This window comes from Bradyrhizobium sp. Tv2a-2 (assembly GCF_000472425.1).
In the GTDB taxonomy this organism is placed as follows: domain Bacteria; phylum Pseudomonadota; class Alphaproteobacteria; order Rhizobiales; family Xanthobacteraceae; genus Bradyrhizobium.
Genome location: NZ_AXAI01000018.1, coordinates 49,760 through 70,184, shown reverse-complemented (window position 1 = coordinate 70,184; position 20,425 = coordinate 49,760). Strand labels below are relative to the sequence as shown.

At 63.0% G+C, this 20,425-nt stretch carries 20 protein-coding genes; 9 read left to right on the top strand and 11 right to left on the bottom strand.

Annotation, left to right across the window (positions count from 1 at the left end):
* Nucleotides 1–87 precede the first annotated feature (87 nt).
* Nucleotides 88–1,377: a complex I NDUFA9 subunit family protein gene (locus A3AI_RS43705; protein WP_024519289.1), complete on the bottom strand. Its 1,290-nt coding sequence runs from the start codon at nt 1,375–1,377 to the stop codon at nt 88–90.
* Between the two features lie 218 nt (nt 1,378–1,595).
* Here A3AI_RS43705 and A3AI_RS0130885 point away from each other — a divergent pair, with 218 nt between their 5' ends.
* A complete protein-coding gene (locus A3AI_RS0130885) occupies nt 1,596–1,829 on the top strand; it encodes a hypothetical protein (RefSeq protein WP_024519288.1) in 234 nt (77 codons plus the stop codon).
* 20 nt (nt 1,830–1,849) lie between these two features.
* Here A3AI_RS0130885 and A3AI_RS0130880 read toward each other — a convergent pair whose 3' ends face one another.
* Together A3AI_RS0130880 and A3AI_RS0130875 are read right to left on the bottom strand one after the other, a co-directional pair.
* Nucleotides 1,850–2,659 (bottom strand): alpha/beta fold hydrolase, encoded by an 810-nt coding sequence (locus tag A3AI_RS0130880; RefSeq protein WP_024519287.1) that lies wholly within the window; start codon nt 2,657–2,659, stop codon nt 1,850–1,852.
* Between the two features lie 292 nt (nt 2,660–2,951).
* Complete coding sequence (locus A3AI_RS0130875; RefSeq protein WP_198030247.1) at nt 2,952–3,911, bottom strand: alpha/beta fold hydrolase; 960 nt, start codon at nt 3,909–3,911, stop codon at nt 2,952–2,954.
* A 492-nt stretch (nt 3,912–4,403) separates the two neighbouring features.
* Here A3AI_RS0130875 and A3AI_RS0130865 point away from each other — a divergent pair, with 492 nt between their 5' ends.
* Nucleotides 4,404–5,162 carry a proteasome-type protease gene (locus tag A3AI_RS0130865; protein ID WP_024519284.1) on the top strand — a complete coding sequence of 253 codons (759 nt, stop codon included), beginning with the start codon at nt 4,404–4,406 and terminating at the stop codon, nt 5,160–5,162.
* 32 nt (nt 5,163–5,194) lie between these two features.
* Nucleotides 5,195–5,953, top strand: a complete 759-nt coding sequence (locus A3AI_RS0130860; protein WP_024519283.1) for an SDR family oxidoreductase — start codon at nt 5,195–5,197, stop codon at nt 5,951–5,953.
* Nucleotides 5,954–6,184: 231 nt separating this feature from the next.
* Here the strand turns inward: A3AI_RS0130860 and A3AI_RS0130855 are convergent, their stop codons facing one another.
* On the bottom strand, nt 6,185–7,411 hold the full coding sequence (locus A3AI_RS0130855) for an MFS transporter (RefSeq protein ID WP_024519282.1): 1,227 nt from the start codon (nt 7,409–7,411) through the stop codon (nt 6,185–6,187).
* Between the two features lie 118 nt (nt 7,412–7,529).
* On the opposite strand from A3AI_RS0130855, the gene A3AI_RS0130850 reads away from it, so the two are divergent.
* The gene (locus A3AI_RS0130850) at nt 7,530–8,783 is read left to right on the top strand and encodes a NupC/NupG family nucleoside CNT transporter (protein WP_024519281.1); all 1,254 of its coding nucleotides are present in this window, start codon (nt 7,530–7,532) and stop codon (nt 8,781–8,783) included.
* A gap of 10 nt (nt 8,784–8,793) precedes the next feature.
* Here A3AI_RS0130850 and A3AI_RS0130845 read toward each other — a convergent pair whose 3' ends face one another.
* From A3AI_RS0130845 to A3AI_RS0130835, 3 genes are all read right to left on the bottom strand, one after another.
* Nucleotides 8,794–9,396 carry a hypothetical protein gene (locus A3AI_RS0130845; protein WP_156928012.1) on the bottom strand — a complete coding sequence of 201 codons (603 nt, stop codon included), beginning with the start codon at nt 9,394–9,396 and terminating at the stop codon, nt 8,794–8,796.
* Between the two features lie 164 nt (nt 9,397–9,560).
* Nucleotides 9,561–10,118 (bottom strand): cupin domain-containing protein, encoded by a 558-nt coding sequence (locus tag A3AI_RS0130840; RefSeq protein WP_024519279.1) that lies wholly within the window; start codon nt 10,116–10,118, stop codon nt 9,561–9,563.
* 67 nt (nt 10,119–10,185) lie between these two features.
* Nucleotides 10,186–10,473: an usg protein gene (locus tag A3AI_RS0130835; RefSeq protein WP_024519278.1), complete on the bottom strand. Its 288-nt coding sequence runs from the start codon at nt 10,471–10,473 to the stop codon at nt 10,186–10,188.
* A gap of 384 nt (nt 10,474–10,857) precedes the next feature.
* On the opposite strand from A3AI_RS0130835, the gene groES reads away from it, so the two are divergent.
* A complete protein-coding gene (groES, locus tag A3AI_RS0130830) occupies nt 10,858–11,175 on the top strand; it encodes a co-chaperone GroES (RefSeq protein ID WP_024519277.1) in 318 nt (105 codons plus the stop codon).
* 85 nt (nt 11,176–11,260) lie between these two features.
* Nucleotides 11,261–12,901, top strand: a complete 1,641-nt coding sequence (groL, locus tag A3AI_RS0130825) for a chaperonin GroEL (RefSeq protein ID WP_024519276.1) — start codon at nt 11,261–11,263, stop codon at nt 12,899–12,901.
* Between the two features lie 113 nt (nt 12,902–13,014).
* Here the strand turns inward: groL and A3AI_RS0130820 are convergent, their stop codons facing one another.
* Entirely contained in the window at nt 13,015–13,857 is an 843-nt protein-coding gene (locus A3AI_RS0130820; protein WP_024519275.1) for a LysR family transcriptional regulator, read from the bottom strand.
* A gap of 128 nt (nt 13,858–13,985) precedes the next feature.
* Between A3AI_RS0130820 and A3AI_RS0130815 the strand changes: the two genes are divergently transcribed.
* Together A3AI_RS0130815 and A3AI_RS0130810 are read left to right on the top strand one after the other, a co-directional pair.
* The gene (locus A3AI_RS0130815; protein ID WP_024519274.1) at nt 13,986–14,579 is read left to right on the top strand and encodes a cysteine hydrolase family protein; all 594 of its coding nucleotides are present in this window, start codon (nt 13,986–13,988) and stop codon (nt 14,577–14,579) included.
* Nucleotides 14,580–14,597: 18 nt separating this feature from the next.
* Nucleotides 14,598–15,227, top strand: a complete 630-nt coding sequence (locus tag A3AI_RS0130810) for a glutathione binding-like protein (protein WP_024519273.1) — start codon at nt 14,598–14,600, stop codon at nt 15,225–15,227.
* Between the two features lie 17 nt (nt 15,228–15,244).
* Here A3AI_RS0130810 and A3AI_RS0130805 read toward each other — a convergent pair whose 3' ends face one another.
* Nucleotides 15,245–16,312, bottom strand: a complete 1,068-nt coding sequence (locus tag A3AI_RS0130805; protein ID WP_024519272.1) for a DUF2778 domain-containing protein — start codon at nt 16,310–16,312, stop codon at nt 15,245–15,247.
* A gap of 512 nt (nt 16,313–16,824) precedes the next feature.
* Here A3AI_RS0130805 and A3AI_RS0130800 point away from each other — a divergent pair.
* Nucleotides 16,825–17,637 carry an FkbM family methyltransferase gene (locus A3AI_RS0130800; protein ID WP_024519271.1) on the top strand — a complete coding sequence of 271 codons (813 nt, stop codon included), beginning with the start codon at nt 16,825–16,827 and terminating at the stop codon, nt 17,635–17,637.
* 18 nt (nt 17,638–17,655) lie between these two features.
* On the opposite strand, the gene A3AI_RS0130795 is transcribed toward A3AI_RS0130800, so the two are convergent.
* Both A3AI_RS0130795 and A3AI_RS0130790 read right to left on the bottom strand, forming a co-directional pair.
* Nucleotides 17,656–19,176: a glycosyltransferase family 39 protein gene (locus A3AI_RS0130795; protein ID WP_245286990.1), complete on the bottom strand. Its 1,521-nt coding sequence runs from the start codon at nt 19,174–19,176 to the stop codon at nt 17,656–17,658.
* Nucleotides 19,173–20,306, bottom strand: coding sequence for a glycosyltransferase (locus A3AI_RS0130790; protein ID WP_024519269.1), 1,134 nt, complete (start codon nt 20,304–20,306; stop codon nt 19,173–19,175). The genes A3AI_RS0130795 and A3AI_RS0130790 overlap by 4 nt, the downstream gene beginning before the upstream one ends.
* Between the last annotated feature and the right edge of the window lie 119 nt (nt 20,307–20,425).

The window sequence follows — 20,425 nt, the reverse complement described above, 5'->3', positions numbered from 1 at the left end:
CATCGCGATCGAGTTTGGCGTCACCAGGCAGCTACCGCCAGCCGATCTCTGCCTCGAGCAAAGCTGCAAGCGGTGGATCGCGACGCGCTATCTGCCTACCGCGCCGTCACGGGCCCCGCTCGCGTTTTGCGTTTCCTCGTTTGAGTTTTCAAGCATCGCTTGGAGTTCAGTTTCCAGCGATCGCGGCGAAATTCCGAGCAGGGCAAATCCCGGCCGGCCATCGGACGCCGTCGTGTCGATCTGCATCAGCTCGACCTGATTGCGTGTGAGCGGCGCGCGCGGCAGGAACTCGGCGAGGCCGGCGACGGCATCCCAGAAGGCGAAGGGCATCCGCACCAGCACCGGCCGCAATCCTGCGGTCCGCGCAATGCCTCGCAAAAGCTCTTCATATGAATAGATGCGCGGACCGGCCAGTTCGTAGATCGGGGACGGCTTTTGCGTTTGCCGCAGGATTTGTGCGATCGCCGCGGCGACATCGTCCACATGCACCGGCTGAAGTCTCGTCCGGCCGTCGCCGAACAGAGGATAGGCCGGCAAGGTTCGAAGCAGCCGAAGCAGTGTCGTGAGGAAGGCGTCGTCGCGCGCGAACATCACCGCCGGGCGCACAACGACTGCGCCAGGGAATGCGGCTTGCACCGCAGCCTCCCCCTCACCGCGGCTGCGAATATAGGGCGAAGGCGAAGCCGCGTCGGCGCCTATTCCCGACACGTGGACAAACCGTTTGACCCCGGCCTGCCGCGCCACTCTGGCGATCCTCGCGGCTGCTTCGAGATGCACCGAATGAAATGTGTCGCCTCCATGCTCTACGTACAGGCTGATCGCGTTGACGACGCCGTCGGCGCCCGCAACAGCGGCCGCGACAGAACTCTCGTCATGTGCATCGGCGACGATCTGTTCGGCGTTACCGCTCTCACCTCCCACGGGATGCCGTGAGGCCACGCGCACCGTAGCGCCGGCGTCGCTCAAATGGCGCACCAGCCGACGGCCAACAAAGCCGGTCCCCCCAAAGACGGTCACGCGGTTTACACCCGGCCCCGTCCCGCGGTCTTGTGCGACGCTCTTGATCGACCCGCTAAGTGCGGCGCGAACCGCCTCGGTGGCCTCTGCCGGGGAGTGCCCCTTGTCGAGGTGATGCGAGATCATATCCATCAGGATCTGCGCGGCGGGGCCAACCGTTTCCCATTCCTTGCGGACCTGATCGATCAGCGGCTCCGCTTCGATGTAGAGCGCCTGCGCATGTTCGATGATCGGATGCGCCTTATGGAGAAGATCAATCAGCGCCCTGGTCGCCGGTAACGACCGCTCGATTTGCTCAAGTTGCGCTTCGCTAAGACCGGAAATGTGGCCAATCGCATCAAAGAGCAAGTGTTTCAGCATGGCGCGACCTTGCTGGTGGCAAATCGACCTTATGGTAGCTGATATTTGACCCGCATCCAATTGTGTCTAAAGCGTTTTCGAGCGAAGTGGACACCGGTTCGCGTGAAGAAAACGCGTCAAAACAAGAATCTAGAGCTTCGGTGCTGATTCAATCAGAACCGGAAATGCTCTAGTATTTCGAGAAGCGCTCCTGTTTGTCTTGCCAAGGAGACCAGATCATGCAGCTGCAAGCGATCTTGCCGACACTTCTGTGTTCTCTGGCAATCGCCGGCGTTTTCTCGTCTGCCCGGGCCCTCACGCAGGAAGAGATTGTAGCCAGGCTGGAGTCAGCAGGCTATTCGCAAATCCGCCAGGCGCCATCCGGGAAAATCAAGTCGTTCAAAGCCGTCAAGAATGGGCAGGAGGTGTCCGTTATCGTCGACAGCACCGGCCATATACAGGAGCTCCGCTAGAGCGGCCGCACTCATCTACCTCAGGGGTTCGAGGGACGAGAGTCGAGACGATGTCGCGCAAAGAAATCACGTAGCGCCGCGTTGACCGGGTCCGGGTTTGTCATGTTAACCGCGTGCCCACCCGCAACGACGACCAATTCCGCATTGGGAATTGCTTCCTTCACGGCTTGCGCCTCGATCAGCGGAACTGTGGCATCGGCGTCGCCATGGATGACCAGTGTGGGGACCTCGATTGAAGATATCTTGTCGCGGAGATCGTCTCGGCGCACGCTGGCGTCGACGGCACTCAAAAGGTTTGAGATTGTCATGGCGCGCCACTTTTCCTTCCACGCGAGTGCACCCGGCCAGTCCGGACCGAATACGATGTGCTCCATCTTCGTGGCCACTGTGTCAGGAAGGCGCCCCCTGATCCATCGGCCAAGCAGTTCGCGGTAGCCCGCGACTGTCCCCGGATCGGGCACCCCCGCATGCGATCCAATCAAAACGAGGGCACGGACGCGCTCGGGGTGCGCCAGGGCGCACATCATGCCCAGACGGGCGCCCTTGGATGCGCCAACGAGAATAGCGCTGTCGATATTGAGAAGCGAAAGCAGACCGGAAAGATCCCTTGCGGAGTCGCTGTAGGAATAGCCTGGCTCGGTGTCCGCTGCGGTCTTCCCATGCCCACGCTCGTCCCACACGATGCAGCGGAATCTATCCCGAAACGCCGCGACTTGTGGCGCGAACATAGTGCGGTCGAGCAGCATAGCATGCGAAAAAACGATGGTTGAGCCGGACCCGCCCGTATCCTCGTAATAGAGTCGCTGGCCGCTGACGTCGGCGTAGGGCACTTCCTTCTCCTGCACCTCTGTTTTTGCCGCATCGACAATCCGACGCCGGCCTGACGAAAGCGAGAGCATTTGGGCTACACTGGCAACAGAGGGTACTCCATCGCGTGACTGCTCATTGACCGGATCGACGGGGTTCGCCTCGCCCTGGCGCATCGTCGGTCAGCTGTCGCGGTGTCACTGGCGCCGATCGTCAAGTGACCCGAAACTTCCGCTGAAATGCCTCCGCGCCGGCGACCCGATGCCGGGTTCACCGAGTATCGCGCTCAACTGCGTTACGCGCGCAACCGCCCGTTCATCGGTGCTCTTCCCGCGCGATGAGATGATGCCGCGCAAAGAAATCAGCCATGACCGCATTCACCGGGTCGGGGTTTGTCAAGCTAACCGCGTGGCCACCCGCAACGACGACCATTTCCGCATTGGGAATTGCTTCCTTCATCGCTTGCGCCTTTGCGAGCGGAATTGCGGTATCGGCATCGCCATGAATGACCAGTGTGGGAGCGTTGATTGAGGATATCTTCTCGCTGATATCGTCTTGCCGAGCGAGAGCGTCGATGGCGCTCAAAAGATTTGAGGCCGTTATAGCGCGCCACTTTTCCTTCCACGCGGTTGCGCCGGGCCAGTTCGGGCCGAGAATGATGTGCTCCATCGTCGTGGCCACTGTGTCAGGGAGGTGCCCCCTGATCCATTTGCCAACCAGCTGGCGATAGCCCGCGAGCGTCGCCGGCTCCCTCGGCGCCGCCTGCGTTCCGATCAGAACGAGGGCGCGGACACGCTGGGGGTGCGCCAGGGCGCAACTCATGCCCAGAAAGGCGCCCTTGGATGTGCCGACGAGAATCGCGCTGTCGATGTCGAGAAACGAAAGCAGACCCGAAAGATCTTTTGCTGAGTCGTTGTAGGAGTAGCCCGGCTCGGTGTCCGTCGCGCTCTTTCCATGCCCACGCTCGTCCCAGACGATGCAGCGGTAACTGTCCCGAAGCGCCGCGACCTGTGGAGCGAATATCGTGCTGTCAAGCAGTAGACCATGCGAGAAGACGATCGCCGAACCGAATCCGCCCGTGTCCTCGTAATAGAGTCGCTGGCCGTTGACATCGGCGTACGGCACTTCTTTCTCCTCCCTCGGTTTTCCCGCAGCGAAACCATCCGATGCCGGCCTCACTAAAGCGAGAGAATTTGAGCTACACCGGTAATAGATCATGCTCGAGCGCGTGACCGACCGTTGACCCTGGTCGTTGAGCGGATCGCCGCTCGCCACGTTGAGTATTGCTACGTTGATTCTGTGAAGCACGACCCGGTCAAGCGTGTCGCGAATTGGCCGCGCTCGTCATTTCACCGCGATTTGCGCGATGGCATTTTTCCCGTCGGTTAAGAGGGCGAGAATCGACATGCCGGGCGAGTTCGGAAGAGCGGTGGTGCGGCGGAAATATCTCTGTTTATTAGAAGTCCAAATCAAGTATATGGTCCCTCATCCCGCCTCGCCTGCGGAGGGGAGTATCGCGGTCGTCACGACACGTGAGGCGGGGATGCGCTCGCGCAAATTGCTTTTGCGCGGGAGCTCCGGGTGCAGCGGCCACCCGGCCTTCCCTGCGCCCTCTCTCTTCGCTGGGCGCCCTTTCGCTTCACCCCGGGGCAGAATCGGGCCTGCGGGAACGCGGAGCTGCGTCTTCCCGATTGGGGTTGGAGGTCTGGCGGAAATTGGGATAGTAATCGTCCCGCCGGTCATCACGAAAAACGGTTCGGGGACGAAATGACCTATTGTTGCGGCATATTGGTGCGAGAAGGCCTCGTGATGATCGCGGACACCCGCACCAATGCCGGGCTCGACAATGTCTCAACCTTCCGCAAGCTCCACATCTTCTCCAAGCCCGGCGACCGCATCATGGCGGTTGCCAGCGCCGGCAATCTCGCGATCAGCCAGTCGGTGCTGTCGACGCTGACCGAGGGCATGGAAGACCCCGAGACCGGCGAGGTCGAGACGTTGATGAACGCGCCGACCATGTTCCAGGCCGCGCAGCGCATCGGCCGCGCCATCCGCCAGATCCATTCGACCGAAGGCCCGGCGCTGAAATCCGAGGATGTCTCGTTCGACGTCTCCTTCCTGTTCGGCGGCCAGATCAAGGGCGCGCGCATGCGGCTGTTCATGGTCTACACCGCCGGCAATTTCATCGAATGCACCACCGATACGCCCTACTTGCAGATCGGCGAGCACAAATACGGCAAGCCGGTGCTCGACCGCGCCATGCATTACGACGTCGAGCTCTATGAGGCGCTCAAGACCGGGCTGATCTCGATGGATTCCACCATGCGCTCCAATCTCGGCGTGGGGCTGCCGATCGACGTGCTGGTGGTGCGCAACGACGTCTGCGACGCCGATCTCAACCACCGCATCGAGGCCGGCGAGCCCTATTTCCACGACCTGCGGTCACGCTGGTCGGCGGCATTGCGGGCGGCGCACCGGAACATTCCGCTGCCGCCCTACAAGACCGAATCCGAAGCCAAGACCTAGATTAGAAAAACCAGAACAGAAGAGGACAACGAATGAGCGAGGCAGCACACAAGATTGCGGTCGTGACCGGCGCAGGCACCGGCGTCGGACGCGCCGCGGCGCTGGCGCTGATGAAGACAGGCTTTACCGTCGTGCTGGCCGGGCGCCGTCTGGACAAGCTGCAGGAGACGCAGAAGCTTGGCGAAAGCGTTGGCAAGAGCTTGCCTGTTACCGCCGACATGACCGATCCCGCCTCGATCGCCGCCCTGTTCGGCAAGGTGATGGAGACCTATGGCCGGCTCGATGTGCTGTTCAACAATGCCGGCATGGGCGCACCCGCGGTGCCGTTCGAGGACCTGAGCCTCGCTCAGTGGCAGGCGGTGGTGAACACCAACCTCACCGGACCGTTTTTGTGCACCCAGCACGCCTTCCGCATCATGAAGGACCAGACCCCGCGCGGCGGGCGCATCATCAACAACGGCTCGATCTCCGCGCATGCGCCGCGGCCGTTCTCCGCAGCCTATACCTCGACCAAGCACGCCATCACGGGCCTCACCAAGGCCTCCAACCTCGACGGCCGCGCCTATGACATCGCCGTCGGACAGGTCGACATCGGCAATGCCGCGACCCCGATGACCGAGCGCATGGTCGAGGGCGTGCTGCAGCCCGACGGCCGCAAGATGCCGGAGCCGCGCATGGACTCCAAGGCGGTCGGTGATGCCGTGGCCTACATGGCGGGCCTGCCGCTGGATGCGAACGTGTTGTTCATGACGGTGATGGCCTCGAAGATGCCGTTCGTCGGACGGGGTTAGAACTGGATCAGTTCAATCCGAACGGGGCCGCGTACTCGGTTCACCTCTCCTATCGGGAGAGGTCGGATCGCATCGCAAGATGCGATCCGGGTGAGGGGTTCAGGTCCCTCGTGAGAGCTGCGCCCCTCACCCGGATTGCACTCGACGATGCCGCGCATCGCCGAATGCAATCCGACCTCTCCCCGCTGGGGAGAGGTGTCCGACCGGCAATCACCGAGCGCAGGCGGCCCCCTACTCCAGCCGGTTCACGTCGCGCAGGGTTGGAAACAGCTTCATCCAGAGCAGCGCGACTGCGACGGTTGCGATGCCACCGAGCACGGCGGCGGGGACGGTGCCGAGCAGCGCCGCGGTGACGCCGCTCTCGAACTGCCCGAGCTGGTTGGAGGCGTTGATGAACAGGAAATTCACCGCGCCCACCCGTCCCCGCATCTCGTTCGGCGTCTGCAATTGCACCAGCGAGAAGCGGATCACGACGCTGACATTGTCCGCCGCCCCAAGCAGCGCGAGCGCGAGCACCGAGAGCCACATCCAGTACGACAGCGCAAATATGATCGTCGCCACGCCGAACACGATCACCGCCTGGAACATGCGCAAGCCCACATGCCGGCGGATGGTGTGGCGGGCAAGCATCGAGGTCATGGCGAGCGCGCCGACCGCGGGCGCCGCACGCAGGATGCCCAGCCCCAGCGGGCCCGTCATCAGGATATCGCGCGCATAGATCGGCAACAGCGCGGTGACGCCGCCGAACAGGACCGCGAACAGGTCGAGCGAGATCGTCCCAAGGATGGATGGATTCTCGCGGATGAAGCGCACGCCGGCGAACAGGTCGCCCGGCGTCGCGCTGTCCTTCGGCTCGTCGGGGGGGTGCGTCATCCGGATGGCCCCGGTGAACAACGTGGCCGACAGCCAGAACAGGACCATGATGGCGTAGGGCAAGCCCGGCGAGAGGGCGTAGGCGAACCCGCCCAGTGCAGGACCTGTGATGGTCGCCAGTTGCGCAGCGCCAGTGGACAGGGCGGTAGCGCGCTGCAGCGAACCTTGAGGCGTGATCAGCGGCAACAGCGCAGCCGTGGCCGGGCTTTCGAATGCTGCCGTCGTGCCCAGCACGAGCGTGGCAATGAAGATGTGGATCACCGTGAGCCAACCGGCGAAGGCGCCCCAGGCCAGGAAGAACGTCGTCAGCGCCTGTGCAAGCTGGCAGGCCTGCATGATGCGCTTGCGGTCGTAACGATCCACCGTGTGTCCAGCGACGAAGACGAGCACCGCGGTCGGGAGGAAGCCGACCAGTCCGATCATGCCGAGCGCGAACGCACTGCTGGTCAGATCATAGATCTGCCAGCCCATCGCGACGATTCCCACCAGGCTCGACAGCCGGGACAGGCTTCGCGACAGCAGGAAGAAGATGAACGAGCCTTGCCTCAGCAGGGTGCCGGCGCCCGCGGACGTGACGGAGGACATGTGCAATCGGTGGCCGACGACGTATGCACTGTCAATGGCCGATCACGCCGGGCCCGGCATTTGCTTTGGGACGATGCCTCGGCATAATCGCGCCGGGGGCGGCGCATTCGGGGGATTCATGCTTCAACTGCAATCGGCGATCGGCGTCTTCGCGTTGCTCGCGATCGCCTGGGCGCTGGGCGAGAACCGCCGCGCGGTGTCGGTAAGGCAGGCGGCCATCGGACTGGTTGCGACGCTCGCCACCGCCCTCGTCCTGATCAAGCTGCCGTTGGTCGCCCGTGCCTTTGGCGCCATCAACGATGCGGTCGAGACCATCTCGGCCGCCTCGCGCGCCGGCACCTCCTTCGTGTTCGGCTATGTCGGCGGGGCGCCCGCCCCCTTCGACGTCAAGGCACCGGGTGCCGACTTCATCCTCGCCTTCCAGGCGCTGCCGATCGTGCTGGTCATGAGCGTGCTGACCACGCTGCTGTTCTACTGGCGCGTGCTGCCGCCGATCGTGCGCGGCATGGCCTGGCTGTTGGAGCGCACGCTCGGCGTCGGCGGTGCGGTCGGCCTCTCAACGGCCGCCAACATCTTCCTCGGGATGGTCGAGGCGCCGCTGTTCGTGCGGCCCTATCTTGCGAAGATGACGCGCAGCGAATTGTTCCTGGTCATGACTGGCGGCATGGCCGGCATCGCCGGCACCGTGCTCGTGCTCTACGCGACGCTGCTGGCGCCGCTGATTCCCGATGCGGCGGCGCATTTCGTGATCGCATCGGTGCTGGGCGCGCCGGCCGCGATCCTGATCAGCCTGATCATGGTGCCGGAGACCGGCGATCATCTGACCGGCGGCGCCCTCGGCGAGGACCCGAAAATGGAAGCGTCAAGCACCATGGATGCGATCGTCAAGGGCACCTCGGCCGGGCTCGAGCTGCTGCTCAACATCGTGGCGATGCTGATCGTGCTGGTGGCACTGGTCTATCTCGCCAACGCGATTCTCGGCCTGCTGCCGCATGTCGGGGGAGCCGCGATCTCGCTGCAGCGGATACTGGGCCTCGCAATGGCGCCGGTGTGCTGGCTGATGGGCCTGCCGTGGTCGCAGGCGGTGACTGCCGGCAGCCTGATGGGCACCAAGACGGTGCTCAACGAGTTGATTGCCTATGTCGACCTGTCGAAACTGGCGCCCGATGCGCTGGATACCCGGTCACGGCTGATCATGCTCTATGCGATGTGCGGCTTCGCCAATTTCGGCAGCCTCGGCATCATGATCGCCGGTCTCGGCACGATGGCGCCGGAGCGGCGGGCGGAGATCAACGAATTGGGCGTGAAGTCGATCATCTCGGGCACGCTGACCACGTGCCTCATGGGCGCCATCGTCGGCGTGATTACTTGAGATGAACCAGTTAGCGGTGACCGAAGGCCAGCGGCGACGCGCCGGGCGGCAGGTCGGAGTGGATATCGCTGTCGACCAGCCCGGACCCCTGCTGGTTGAAGCCCGCCCCGAACGAAAGGCTGAGATTCGAGGTGGGACGAAATTCGACGCCTACATGGGAGCTATAGCCGGCGACCGTGCTGGAGTTGGGATTATTGAACGAGCTGCTCAAAGCCGTGCCGAGGCCGGAATCATACTTCAAACTACCGGCACTGCCGAAGACGGTGACAGGCGCGTTCTGGAAGTTATAGCCGAATTGCGCGCCCTCATAATGGAGATCTCCGAACGCGCCGCCCATGGCGATGCCGCTCATGCCGAACCCCATGCTGCGTTCGGTGCCGACAAACATGCCGTTCGAGAAATTGTAGCGGGCCACCGAGCTCCCGCCGGTGTCGCTGAAGTTAAAGCCCGGAAAGTTGCCGTAAGTACTCGCACCCTGGCCGCTCGCATCCGTAAGGCCCATGGGCCAGCCTGGGGTCCAGTATGTCAGGGGCGCGGTCTGGGCGTGGGCCGCTTGGCCGCCGAGCCAAACCGACGCCAACAGGATTGCGAGAGATGCTTTGAATGAGGACATGAACATTCGTGCGACCACCAAGTGTGGGAGATTATATGCGCCAAGTCGCGAGAACGCCAGTGTGGGCCGATCCCGTCATTCCGGGGCGGCTCGAAAGAGCCGAACCCGAAAATCTCAGAGGTTCCAGGTCCGATGCTGCGCATCGCCCCGGAACGACCACATCCTCACGCTGTCAGCTCGACCGTCTTGAAATCCGCCGGCAGGATGATCTCCAGCACTTCCGCATCGTCGGAATAGTCCAGGATCATGTGCTTGATCTTCGGCGGCTGGGTCCAGGAGCTGCCTTGCTGCATCAAGGTCTCGCCCTGCCCTTCCAGGTAGGTCTTCACCCAACCCTTGAGCACGTAGACCATCTGGAAGTCGACCGCATGGAAATGCAGCTTCGACACCTCCTCCGGATTGCAGGGTCCGCTGAAGCGGATCACATGTGCCCGCGCGAGGCCGCTGGTGGCGTCTGCGATTCCCAAATCGCGGTATTTCGCGTAGGCCCGCAGCCCGTCGGCCTTGAAATCCTCCTCGCGATGATGACTTACGGCAATGCGTTGCTTCGGCTTGCTGCGACTCTTTGCAGGCACGCTGCGCGCTTTGGATTTGATGGTCTTGCGGCTTGATGACTTGCCTGATGACTTGCTTGATGACTTGGCAGCACCGTGCCGGCCGGTCCACTTCTTGGTAACGGCAGCCCGTGCAGCCGGTCGTGATGCGGCTTTCTTCTTGGCCATGCGTTCCTCCCTGTTCGTCCGAACAAGACAGGCTAACACGAATCGTGGCTTTGCCGATCGCGCAAAGTCAATGCAACCTGAACACACCGTCGACGGCGCGGAGCTCAGCCGGCTTGATCAGCCTGGAATGCGCCACGGTGACCGAGAACAACGGGCCTTCCAGCTTTTCCTGCCAGAAGGCGAGGAAATCCTGCAGCGCCGGGAATTTCGGAAACAGGTCGTAGTTCTGCCAGACATAGGTCTGCAGCAGCGACGGATGATCCGGCATCCGATAGAGGATCTGCGCCGTCGTCAGCCCGTATCCCATCACCTGCTTCCGAAAGTCGTCGGAAACACGCCCAACCCGCGAAACCATGCCAACCTCCATTGCTGGAGCGCATTGTCTTGGGATGGCGACTCACTCTTCACGAGCCACCCGGTCGAGATGCGCTCACATGAGAGAAATGTGACGCACGAATCCAACCCATCACAAGCCTAAATGTTTAACGAGTTGTTGAAATTTCCCACGTTAGCAGCAGCTTACCGCAGGTGCTAATATCGGGTTCCGCTTCCGGGCCGCCGATTAATGATGATTAAAAATTTTGGCAGAGGCCACTCCCGAGTGCCAGTTTTTTCGCTAAAAGCCCTTGCCCGCGCCAAATTTCCCGCCTATCTCCAGCCGGCCCGTGCTGGCACTCATGGTGCGGGACTGCCAATATCCGGGAACTCACTAACATCTTCAGTATCTTAGGAGGACTGCATGAAATTCCGTCCGCTTCACGACCGCGTCGTGGTCAAGCGCATCGACGCCGAAGAGAAGACCGCTGGCGGCATCATCATTCCCGACTCGGCCAAGGAAAAGCCCTCCCAGGGCGAAGTGATCGCCGTTGGCCCTGGCGGCCGCGACGAGAGCGGCAAGCTGATCCCGATCGACATCCAGGTCGGTGACCGCGTGCTGTTCGGCAAATGGTCGGGCACGGAAGTCAAGATCGATGGTCAGGAACTCCTGATCATGAAGGAAAGCGACATCATGGGCGTTCTCACCGACGCCGGCGGCGCCAAGAAGAAGGCCGCCTAACCGCTGCCTGCAACGCTCACCCTGAGGAGCGCCTGCAAGGCGCCTCCTTCAACGGGTGAAATCTCAACACTCAGGGAAACCAGAAATGTCAGCCAAAGAAGTCAAATTCGGCGTCGACGCGCGCGATCGCATGCTGCGCGGTGTCGACATTCTCGCCAACGCCGTGAAGGTCACCCTCGGCCCCAAGGGCCGCAACGTGGTGCTCGACAAGTCGTTCGGTGCGCCCCGCATCACCAAGGACGGCGTGACCGTTGCCAAGGAAATCGAGCTCGACGACAAGTTCGAGAACATGGGCGCGCAGATGGTGCGCGAAGTCGCCTCCAAGTCCGCTGATGCGGCCGGCGACGGCACCACCACGGCAACCGTGCTGGCGGCTGCGATCGTACGCGAAGGCTCCAAGGCGGTTGCCGCCGGCATGAACCCGATGGATCTCAAGCGCGGCATCGACCTCGCGGTCGAAGCCGTCGTTGCGGACCTCGGCAAGAACTCCAAGAAGGTGACCTCGAACGAGGAGATCGCCCAGGTCGGCACCATCTCGGCCAACGGCGATGCCGAGATCGGCAAGTTCCTCGCCGACGCCATGAAGAAGGTCGGCAACGAGGGCGTGATCACGGTCGAGGAAGCCAAGTCGCTCGAGACCGAGCTCGACGTCGTCGAGGGCATGCAGTTCGACCGTGGCTACATCTCGCCCTACTTCATCACCAACGCCGACAAGATGCGCGTTGAGATGGACGATCCCTACATCCTCATCAACGAGAAGAAGCTCTCCTCGCTGAACGAGCTGCTGCCGCTGCTCGAGGCCGTTGTGCAGACCGGCAAGCCGCTGCTGATCGTCGCCGAGGACGTCGAGGGCGAGGCGCTCGCCACGCTCGTCGTGAACCGTCTGCGTGGCGGCCTCAAGGTTGCTGCCGTCAAGGCGCCGGGCTTCGGCGATCGCCGCAAGGCCATGCTGCAGGACATCGCGGTCCTGACCGGCGGCCAGGCAATCTCGGAAGACCTCGGCATCAAGCTCGAGAACGTCACCCTCAACATGCTTGGCCGCGCCAAGAAGGTGATGATCGACAAGGAGAACACCACGATCGTCAACGGCGTCGGCAAGAAGGCCGACATCGAGGCGCGCGTGGCGCAGATCAAGGCGCAGATCGAGGAGACCACCTCGGACTACGACCGTGAGAAGCTGCAGGAGCGTCTGGCCAAGCTCGCGGGCGGCGTCGCGGTGATCCGCGTCGGCGGCGCGACCGAGGTCGAGGTGAAGGAGCGCAAGGACCGCGTTGATGACGCGATGCATGCGACCCGCGCGGCCGTCGAGGAAGGCATCCTGCCGGGCGGCGGCGTCGCCCTGCTCCGTGCCTCCGAGCAGCTCAAGGGCATCCGCACCAAGAACGACGACCAGAAGACGGGCGTCGAGATCGTGCGCAAGGCCTTGTCGTGGCCGGCCCGCCAGATCGCGATCAACGCCGGCGAGGACGGCTCGGTCGTGGTCGGCAAGATCCTGGAGAAGGATCAGTACGCCTTCGGCTTCGACTCGCAGACCGGCGACTACGTCAACATGGTGTCCAAGGGCATCATCGACCCGACCAAGGTGGTCCGCACCGCGATCCAGAACGCAGCCTCCGTGGCTTCGCTTCTGATCACGACCGAAGCGATGGTGGCCGAGCTGCCGAAGAAGGCAGCCGCAGGCCCCGCCATGCCTCCGGGCGGCGGCATGGGCGGCATGGACTTCTAAGTCCGTCGCTCAAGGCAAGACCAAGGAATGCAAAACCCCGGCAGCAATGCCGGGGTTTTTGTTCGCTGTTCGAGGCTACACCTGTCGCATCCCGAGCACCGCGTTGGACCATCCTACTCTCTCGCAAACTCCGCAAATGCATCCCTGATCCAGTCGATCACGACGCGCGCGGCCGGATCGCGCTTGAGATGATTTTGCACCAGGAGCCACACGTCACGTCGGCGTGGGAGCAGCGTCGCGCGCAGCCTGCGGTCGGATAGCAACTCACCGCAGAAATATTCCGGCAGCACGCCGACTGCCTGATACGATTTCAAGAGCCTCCTTATGACGCGAACATTGTCGGCCACGCAGCGTGCCTGTGCCTGCAGGCCCTTCGCTTTCAGAAATACCGACTCAGGTATTGCTCCGAGCTCATCCGGATAAGCGCAGATAACCGGCTTCACTTCGCTTTCGAATGCCGGCTCGATGAGAAACAGCCTGAACTCGCCGAGCTTCACGATGGTGAAGTCGCCCTTCTCAGGTTTTTTCAGGCGGATGGCGAAATCGGCGTGCCCCCGCGAGAATTTCACATTCTCGCTCGATGTCAGGAATTGCAGGGAAAGGCCCGGATATCGCACCAGCAGTTCGCCCGTGCGCGGCGCGATGAGTTCCTCCGCAACAGCATTGGTCGAGGCAATGCGAAAGCGACCTATCAGGCCCGGCAGGCTCTCGCCGGTCCGTTCGATGTCGGCGACATGACGCGCCATCGCCTGGATATGGCTGAGGATCGTTTCGCATTGCCGGGTCGGCCGGCGCACACCGTCGACGGAATCGAACAGCCGCAGATTGAGCGCGCGCTCGACGCGCGATAGCCTGCGTCCCACGGTGGTCTCGTCAATCCGCAATCGCGCGCCGGCGCCGGCATAAGTGCCCTCGTCTCTCACGGCGGCGATGATGCGGAGATCGTCCCAGTTCATGGGACGAACGCTAGCACCGGTCGGGGCGGCCTGCAATCTTGCAGCCATATGCTGCAATATTCCTGCATAATGGCAGCCACAAACGGCGCTATCCTGGTCAAGCCACTCCATCCGCGAAAGCTATTCTCATGACCGCTCCAAAGACCCTGCTCCAACTCGCCGGCGCCGACCTCAGTTTGCCGAGCCTTGGCCAATCCTGCCTCGTGCTAATCGACCTGCAGAACGAATACCGCACGGGCCCGCTGGCGCTGCCCGGCGCGGACGCGGCGATCGCCAGCGCATCGCGCCTGCTGGCGCGGGCGCGCCAGGAAGGTGCGGCGATCTTCCACATCGCACACAAAGGCAAGCCCGGCGGACTGTTCGACCGCACCGCCGAGCGCGGCACGATCGTCGAGCCTTTGGCGCCGCGCCGCACGGAAGCCGTGATCGAGAAGGCCCTGCCGAACGCTTTTGCTGGCACCGACCTGCAGGCTCGCCTTGCCACTACCGGCCGCAACAACGTCGTACTCGCGGGCATGATGACCCATATGTGCGTTTCGTCCACCGCACGGGCCGCACTCGATCTCGGACTTCGCGTCACCATCGACGCCGAGAGCTGCGCTACGCGCGATCTGCCCGACGGCCGCGGCGGCGCGATTGATGCTTCGGTCGTCCATGAGGTCGCGCTGGCCGAACTCGCCGATCGCTTTGCCATCATCGCACGCGACGGCGCACTCTCCTGATCAAGCGGAGACGACGATATGCTGCAGCTCTATTTCTTCCCGATGGCCTGTTCGCTGGCGAGCCGCATCGCGCTGATGGAAGCCGGCATCGAGGCGCGCTATCATCTCGTCAATATCTGGACCAAGAAGGTGATCGAGGACGGCGGTGATTTTTGCGAGATATCGTCCAAGGGCGCGGTGCCGGTGCTGCAGCTCGCGAACGGCGAGCGGCTCACCGAAAGTGCGGCCGTGCTCCAATATATCGCCGACTTGAAGCCCGAAGCAGGTCTTGCACCGCCGCCGGGTCACCTCGACCGCTGCCGCCTGCAGGAATGGCTGAGCTTTACCGGCAGCGAGATCCACAAGGCGTTTCTGTTTCCGACCTTCTGGTACAAGGACGACGCATCGAAGGCCGCAGCGCGCGAGCGGATCGGCAAAAGCGTTTCGATCGCCGCCGATCACTTGGCCAACCGGGATTACCTGGTCGGCGACCGTTTCACCGTCGCGGATGCCCACCTCGCCTGGGCACTGCTGCTGTTTCGCCGCGCCGGCGTCGAGGTCAGTAACTGGCCATCCCTGGTCGAGTATCTCGCGCGCATACAGACGAGACCGCAGGTCAAGGCCGCGATCGAGACAGAAATGGCGTTGCGCAAGACGATGGCGGTCTGAGGGTCACCCGACCGGGCTTACTCGACCCGCGCCACCACCGCGAGCTTCCTGATGCCCATGTTGCGATAGGCGTTCAGAAAAGCGTAGTAGTCGCGGAAGGAGACGCAGCCGTTGGAATCGCCGTTGGGCCCGAGCATGTAGGTGTGTGCGAGCAGGCCCTCGCGGCCGTAGATTGCGTTCTCGCCGCCGATCGGATTGAGCCGCAGCGCGGGCACGCCGTGGAACAGCGCTTCGCGCGGCTTCAGCTCATAGATGTGCGGCGGCGTCACGCCGCGCATGCGGATCGCCGCCGAGCCCGGATCGTCGAGCTTGGAGCCGAGGCCGGAATGCGCTTCGAGTTTGCTGCCGTCGGGCAGGTACACCATATGCGCCGAAATATCGTAGACCGCCGTCGAGCGATCGTAAGGCGGCGAGCCGCCATGCATCGGGTTCTGCTCGTGCCCAATGGAGTCGGTCACGCTGGCGTCGGCCGAGGCATAGGCAAGCAGCGCGCCTTGCGAGGCGCGCTTGCCCCAGAGCTTGTCGACAATGCTCGACCGCGAGGTAAGCGACATCATCGCGATCTTGGCGCGCTCGGCCATGTCATGCAGCGAGGCGCCGCTCGACCGCTCAGCGGGCTTGGTCTCGACCGGACGCGGAACTGGCGGCGGCGGCACGTTCATCGCGACCTGCGCCGGCGGCTGCCGTGAGGCGGCCTCCTTCGGCTTGGCGGCCTCGGCGAGTTTCGGCGCGTCCGCGGGCCTGGATATTGCCGCAACCTTCGGAGCCTCCGGCGGCGGCGCAGCTTCCGCCGCGCGCGAGGCAACGCCGGTCGGCTCAGATGCCGCAAAACGATCGTTGAACTGATCCGGCGTGAGTGCGGCGACCGTCCCGGTCTTCGCGCGCTCGGCAATCGCCGGCAGCGCGGCAAACGCGTCTTTCACGGCCTGCGCGGCGCTGCGTCCGGCAACTCCAGGCGCCGATTTCACCACAGGCTCGTCATAGCCCGCGCTGCCCAGCGTCGGATAGACGCTAGCGGAAATGATGTTGGTGTAGACGGTCCAGCTGCAGCCGAGCACGAGGCATGCGATCGCAGCCCCGCTCACAAAGCCAGCTTTCCCCGACGATGTCTGACGGTTGCGCACCGCCACAGCTACTCTAACCAACGCTACACTACTCTTACTGACCCACCAGGCGCCCGAAGCCGTCCAGCTCGTTTCGCTCGATACTTCGCCGATAGACTGGTCATCGGCACAGCATGTCGCAGAGGCGCAGAGCGTCATTAAGGCCACTTTTAGTTAAATGCAGATTAAGTCCGGGCGGATGTGAGGCACCCCGTAAACAGCGGCTTTTTCGGGCGAAAATGCGGCCGGAAGCCCCGTCAGAACGCGGAGACGCGCCGAGGTACCTTTTGGTACCGTTAGGGTACTTTTTGGTACCGCCACTGCGTACGCCCCGTCGTGGCCCCCATCGGCGAGGTCCCTCCAGCTCTCCGTGGGGTTGCAGAGATGGTGCTCCACATTAGGCCGCTGTAAGCTCGACGAAACGATTCGTACCCGCGTTGTTTTCGGAAAAAGTGCCGGCGGGCAAACCTGTCCGGGACCATCAGGAGAATCCCATGCAGCGCGGGGAACGCAAGCTGGCGTTCGTGTTGGCTTCGACCGATCACGGCACCATGATTGTCAACCGGCTCGACTATCGCGCTCTCGATGCGAACCGGGGCATCGGCGTCGGCCTCAACCTGCTTGAGAGAGGTCATTTCGATCCCGAAGAGGTCAAGCTGGCGGTCAACCTGCTCGCGACACGCAGGCGCCTGTACGGCGACGGTGTGGTAGCGATCGATTGCGGCGCCAACATCGGCGTTCACAGCATCGAATGGGCCAAATCCATGACCGGTTGGGGATCGGTGCTCTCGATCGACGCGCAGGAGCGCATCTACTACGCGCTGGCCGGGAATATCGCGATCAACAACTGCTTCAACGCCGTCGCAATCAACGCCGCAGTGTCATCGGAGAGCGGGACGCTTACCATCCCGATGCCCAACTATCTCGTGCCCGGCTCATTCGGCAGCCTTGAACTCCGCCAGCGCAGCGGCAACGAGTTCATTGGTCAGGCCATCGACTACACGCAGAACACGACGACCGTTCCCAAGCTCGCACTCGATCAGCTCAACCTGCCGCGGCTGGATTTCATCAAGATCGATATCGAAGGCATGGAGCTCGAGGCACTCGAAGGCGCCAGGGAGACCATCGACCGCACGCACCCGATCATGCTGATCGAGAAGATCAAGACCAATGCTGCCGACCTCAAGCAATGGCTGACGGCGCACGGCTATCAGATGTTCGACGTCGAGATCAACATGCTCGCGATCCATGCAAGCGACCGGACGCTTGCCGAGATCGCACCCAAGGTGCAGCCTTCAGCGGCGTGAGCCGACGAAGGGCCTGCCCTAAGGCGCAAGCTCCGGCGGCGGTGAGCGGTCGAGCACATCGCCCTTCGGCTCGCGCACGAGGTCGAGCCCATAGGTCTCGATGACCAGCGACCCGCGCTTGCGCTGAAGTTCGGCGACCCGTTCGATCTGCCCGAAATGCTCTTTCAGATAGGGCGATTGCCATGGACGAAGCTCATCGACATAAAGCAAGGGAGCCGCAAGCTTCGGCGCATCGGGCTCGCCCATATTGACCCAGCGGATGCGCTGGTTCGGTTGCACGACGCAGGTGCCGGGCGGTAGATAGAAGGTCAACCAACTCGTGGTGCCATAATCGGGCACCAACAGGCAGGTGGCGCCGCTGCGCGTGCGCACCGCTTCGATCTGGCCAGCAAGCTCGCGCCAACCGACGCCAACGCTGCGTACAGTCGCGTCGCGCCTGAAGCCGGTCAGCACGCCGGTATTGGCCTGCACGATCAGGCCCGCGAACATCACGACGCCGACCGGCGCCGCCCAGCGCCGGCAGAAATCGGAGAGCGCCTGAGCGCGGCGCTCCCAGGGCACGAGATGCGCCGCCACCGCCGCTGCAATGACAAAGGGCGGATAGACCGGCGCGAACCAGTTCGCCTCGACCCGCGCATGCAGCGAGTGCCAGACGAAATAGAGCGCGATGGTCCAGAACATTGAGCTGATCAGCACCCGCGTCGACAAGGCGCCGGTCTTGTAGCGGATCAGGGCATAGAGCCCCATCGTACCCAGGATGAAAACGAACGGGGTCGCAAAGACGAACTGGGTCGGGATCAGCTCCGCGATATAAGCGGGCCGGAAATCCTCAAAATGTGCCCTGCCCGTGAGCTGCTTGAGGAAGGAGACCCATTGATGGTCGGCGTTCCAGAGGATGACCGGGAGAAACAGTACGGCGGCGACCAGCCCGCCGAGATAGGGCCAGGGCGTGAGCAGCCAGCGCCGCTGCTGCGGCGTCGCCAGCAGCCAGATGAGAATTGCGGGTCCGAAGAACAACGCGGTGTATTTTGACAACAGCGCCGCGCCGACCGCGGCGCCGACCGCAAGCCACCAGGCGCCGCGCCCGCTTTCCAGGAGCTTGGCGAGACAGAACAGCACGAGGCTCGAAGCGACCAACAGCGGCGCATCGGGCGTGACGATCATGGTGCCGACCGCCGCCATCAGCGTGACATTGATCAGAAGTGCCGCGATCGCCGCAACCCGGATGCCGCCGAACAGGACGGAGGCGGTGCGAAACAGCCAATAGCTCATCGGCAGCGCCAGCAGCACCGAGACCAGCCGCACGCCGAGCTCGGTGTCGCCGGCGATCATGGTGCCGGCGCGGATGACGAGCGCGACCATCGGCGGATGGTCGTAATAGCCGCCGGCGAGATGCTTGGACCATAGCCAATAATAGGCTTCGTCGAAGGTCAGCGGTGTCCACGCCGCAGCGACAAGCCGCAGCGCGGTCAAGCCAAGTATTGTGAGAGCCGTATTGCGGACGAGCCGTCGGTCGCCCGGGCTCATCGAAAACGTCATCGCTTGCGCCAGACGAACAGCCCGGACATTGCGTAATTCCACACCACGCCCATCAAGGCCCCCGCAGCGCCGGCAAGCCACCAGATCGGCTCCTGGTCATAGACCGAGAACGCCACGCCGACATTGGCAAACAGGCCGACGCTGCAAACCAGATAAAAGGCAAACAGGCCGCCGAGGATGGCGAACCCTTTCAGCCGCTGGTCGCGATAGGTCAGAAAATTGTTCAGGATGAAATTGGTAGTCATGGCGATGAAGGCACCCAGCCCTTGCGCCTCCGCGAACGGCAGGTCGAGCACGTTCAAGCCGATAAACAGCGTGCCAAGATGCACGAACAGGCCGGTTCCGCCGACCATTGCAAACAACAGGAAGCGCAGCGACACCACGTCGTTGGTGAGCTTGGCGAGCACGAGCCCGAGGAAATCCAGCGCCACCATGGAATCGAGTTTGCTTTCGCCATGCAGCCGCGAGCCGAACGTATAGGGAACCTCGACGGTCTTCAGCTCGCCGCGGGCGGTCGCGATGACGTCGAGCAGGATCTTGAAGCCCTGCGTCGACAGCTTCGGCGCGAGCTGCTCGAAACGGTCGCGGCGGATCATGAAAAAGCCGCTCATGGGATCGGCGACCTCGACACCCAGCGCGCGCTTGGCAACTTCGGTCGCAAGGGCGCTGGCGCTGGCGCGGTGTTTGTTGAAGCTGTCGGCGCTGCCGCCCTCGATATAGCGGCTGCCGATCACGAGCTCGGCGGCGCCGCTCTGCAGCAGCGACAGCATCTTCGGCAGCTGCGTCTCGTCATGCTGGAGGTCCGCATCCATGACAGCGACGTAGGGCGCGCAGGACGCCAGGATCCCCTCGATGCAGGCGCCCGACAGGCCGCGCCGGCCGATTCGTCTGATGCAGCGCACCCGGCCGTCCTGCTGCGCGAGTTCGCGCACCACCTCCCAGGTGGTGTCGGGGGAATTGTCGTCGACATAGACGACTTCCCAGGCGATGCCTTTCAGCGCCACCTGCAGCTTGCCGTAGAGCTTGCGAACGTTTTCGCGCTCATTGAAGGTGGGGACGACAACAGACAGCACCGGCGTGGCCGCGCTGGCTTGCGAGATTTCGGCGGTGACTAGGAGGGCTTCGTTCATGCAGGCGAAGCGTATATCCGCCGCACCACGCCCTGCCAAGCCGGATCGGCCCGGGAAAAGGGCTCGAAAATGCACGAAATGGTGGAGAAATGCTTACGACCACGAATAACTGGCGCGCG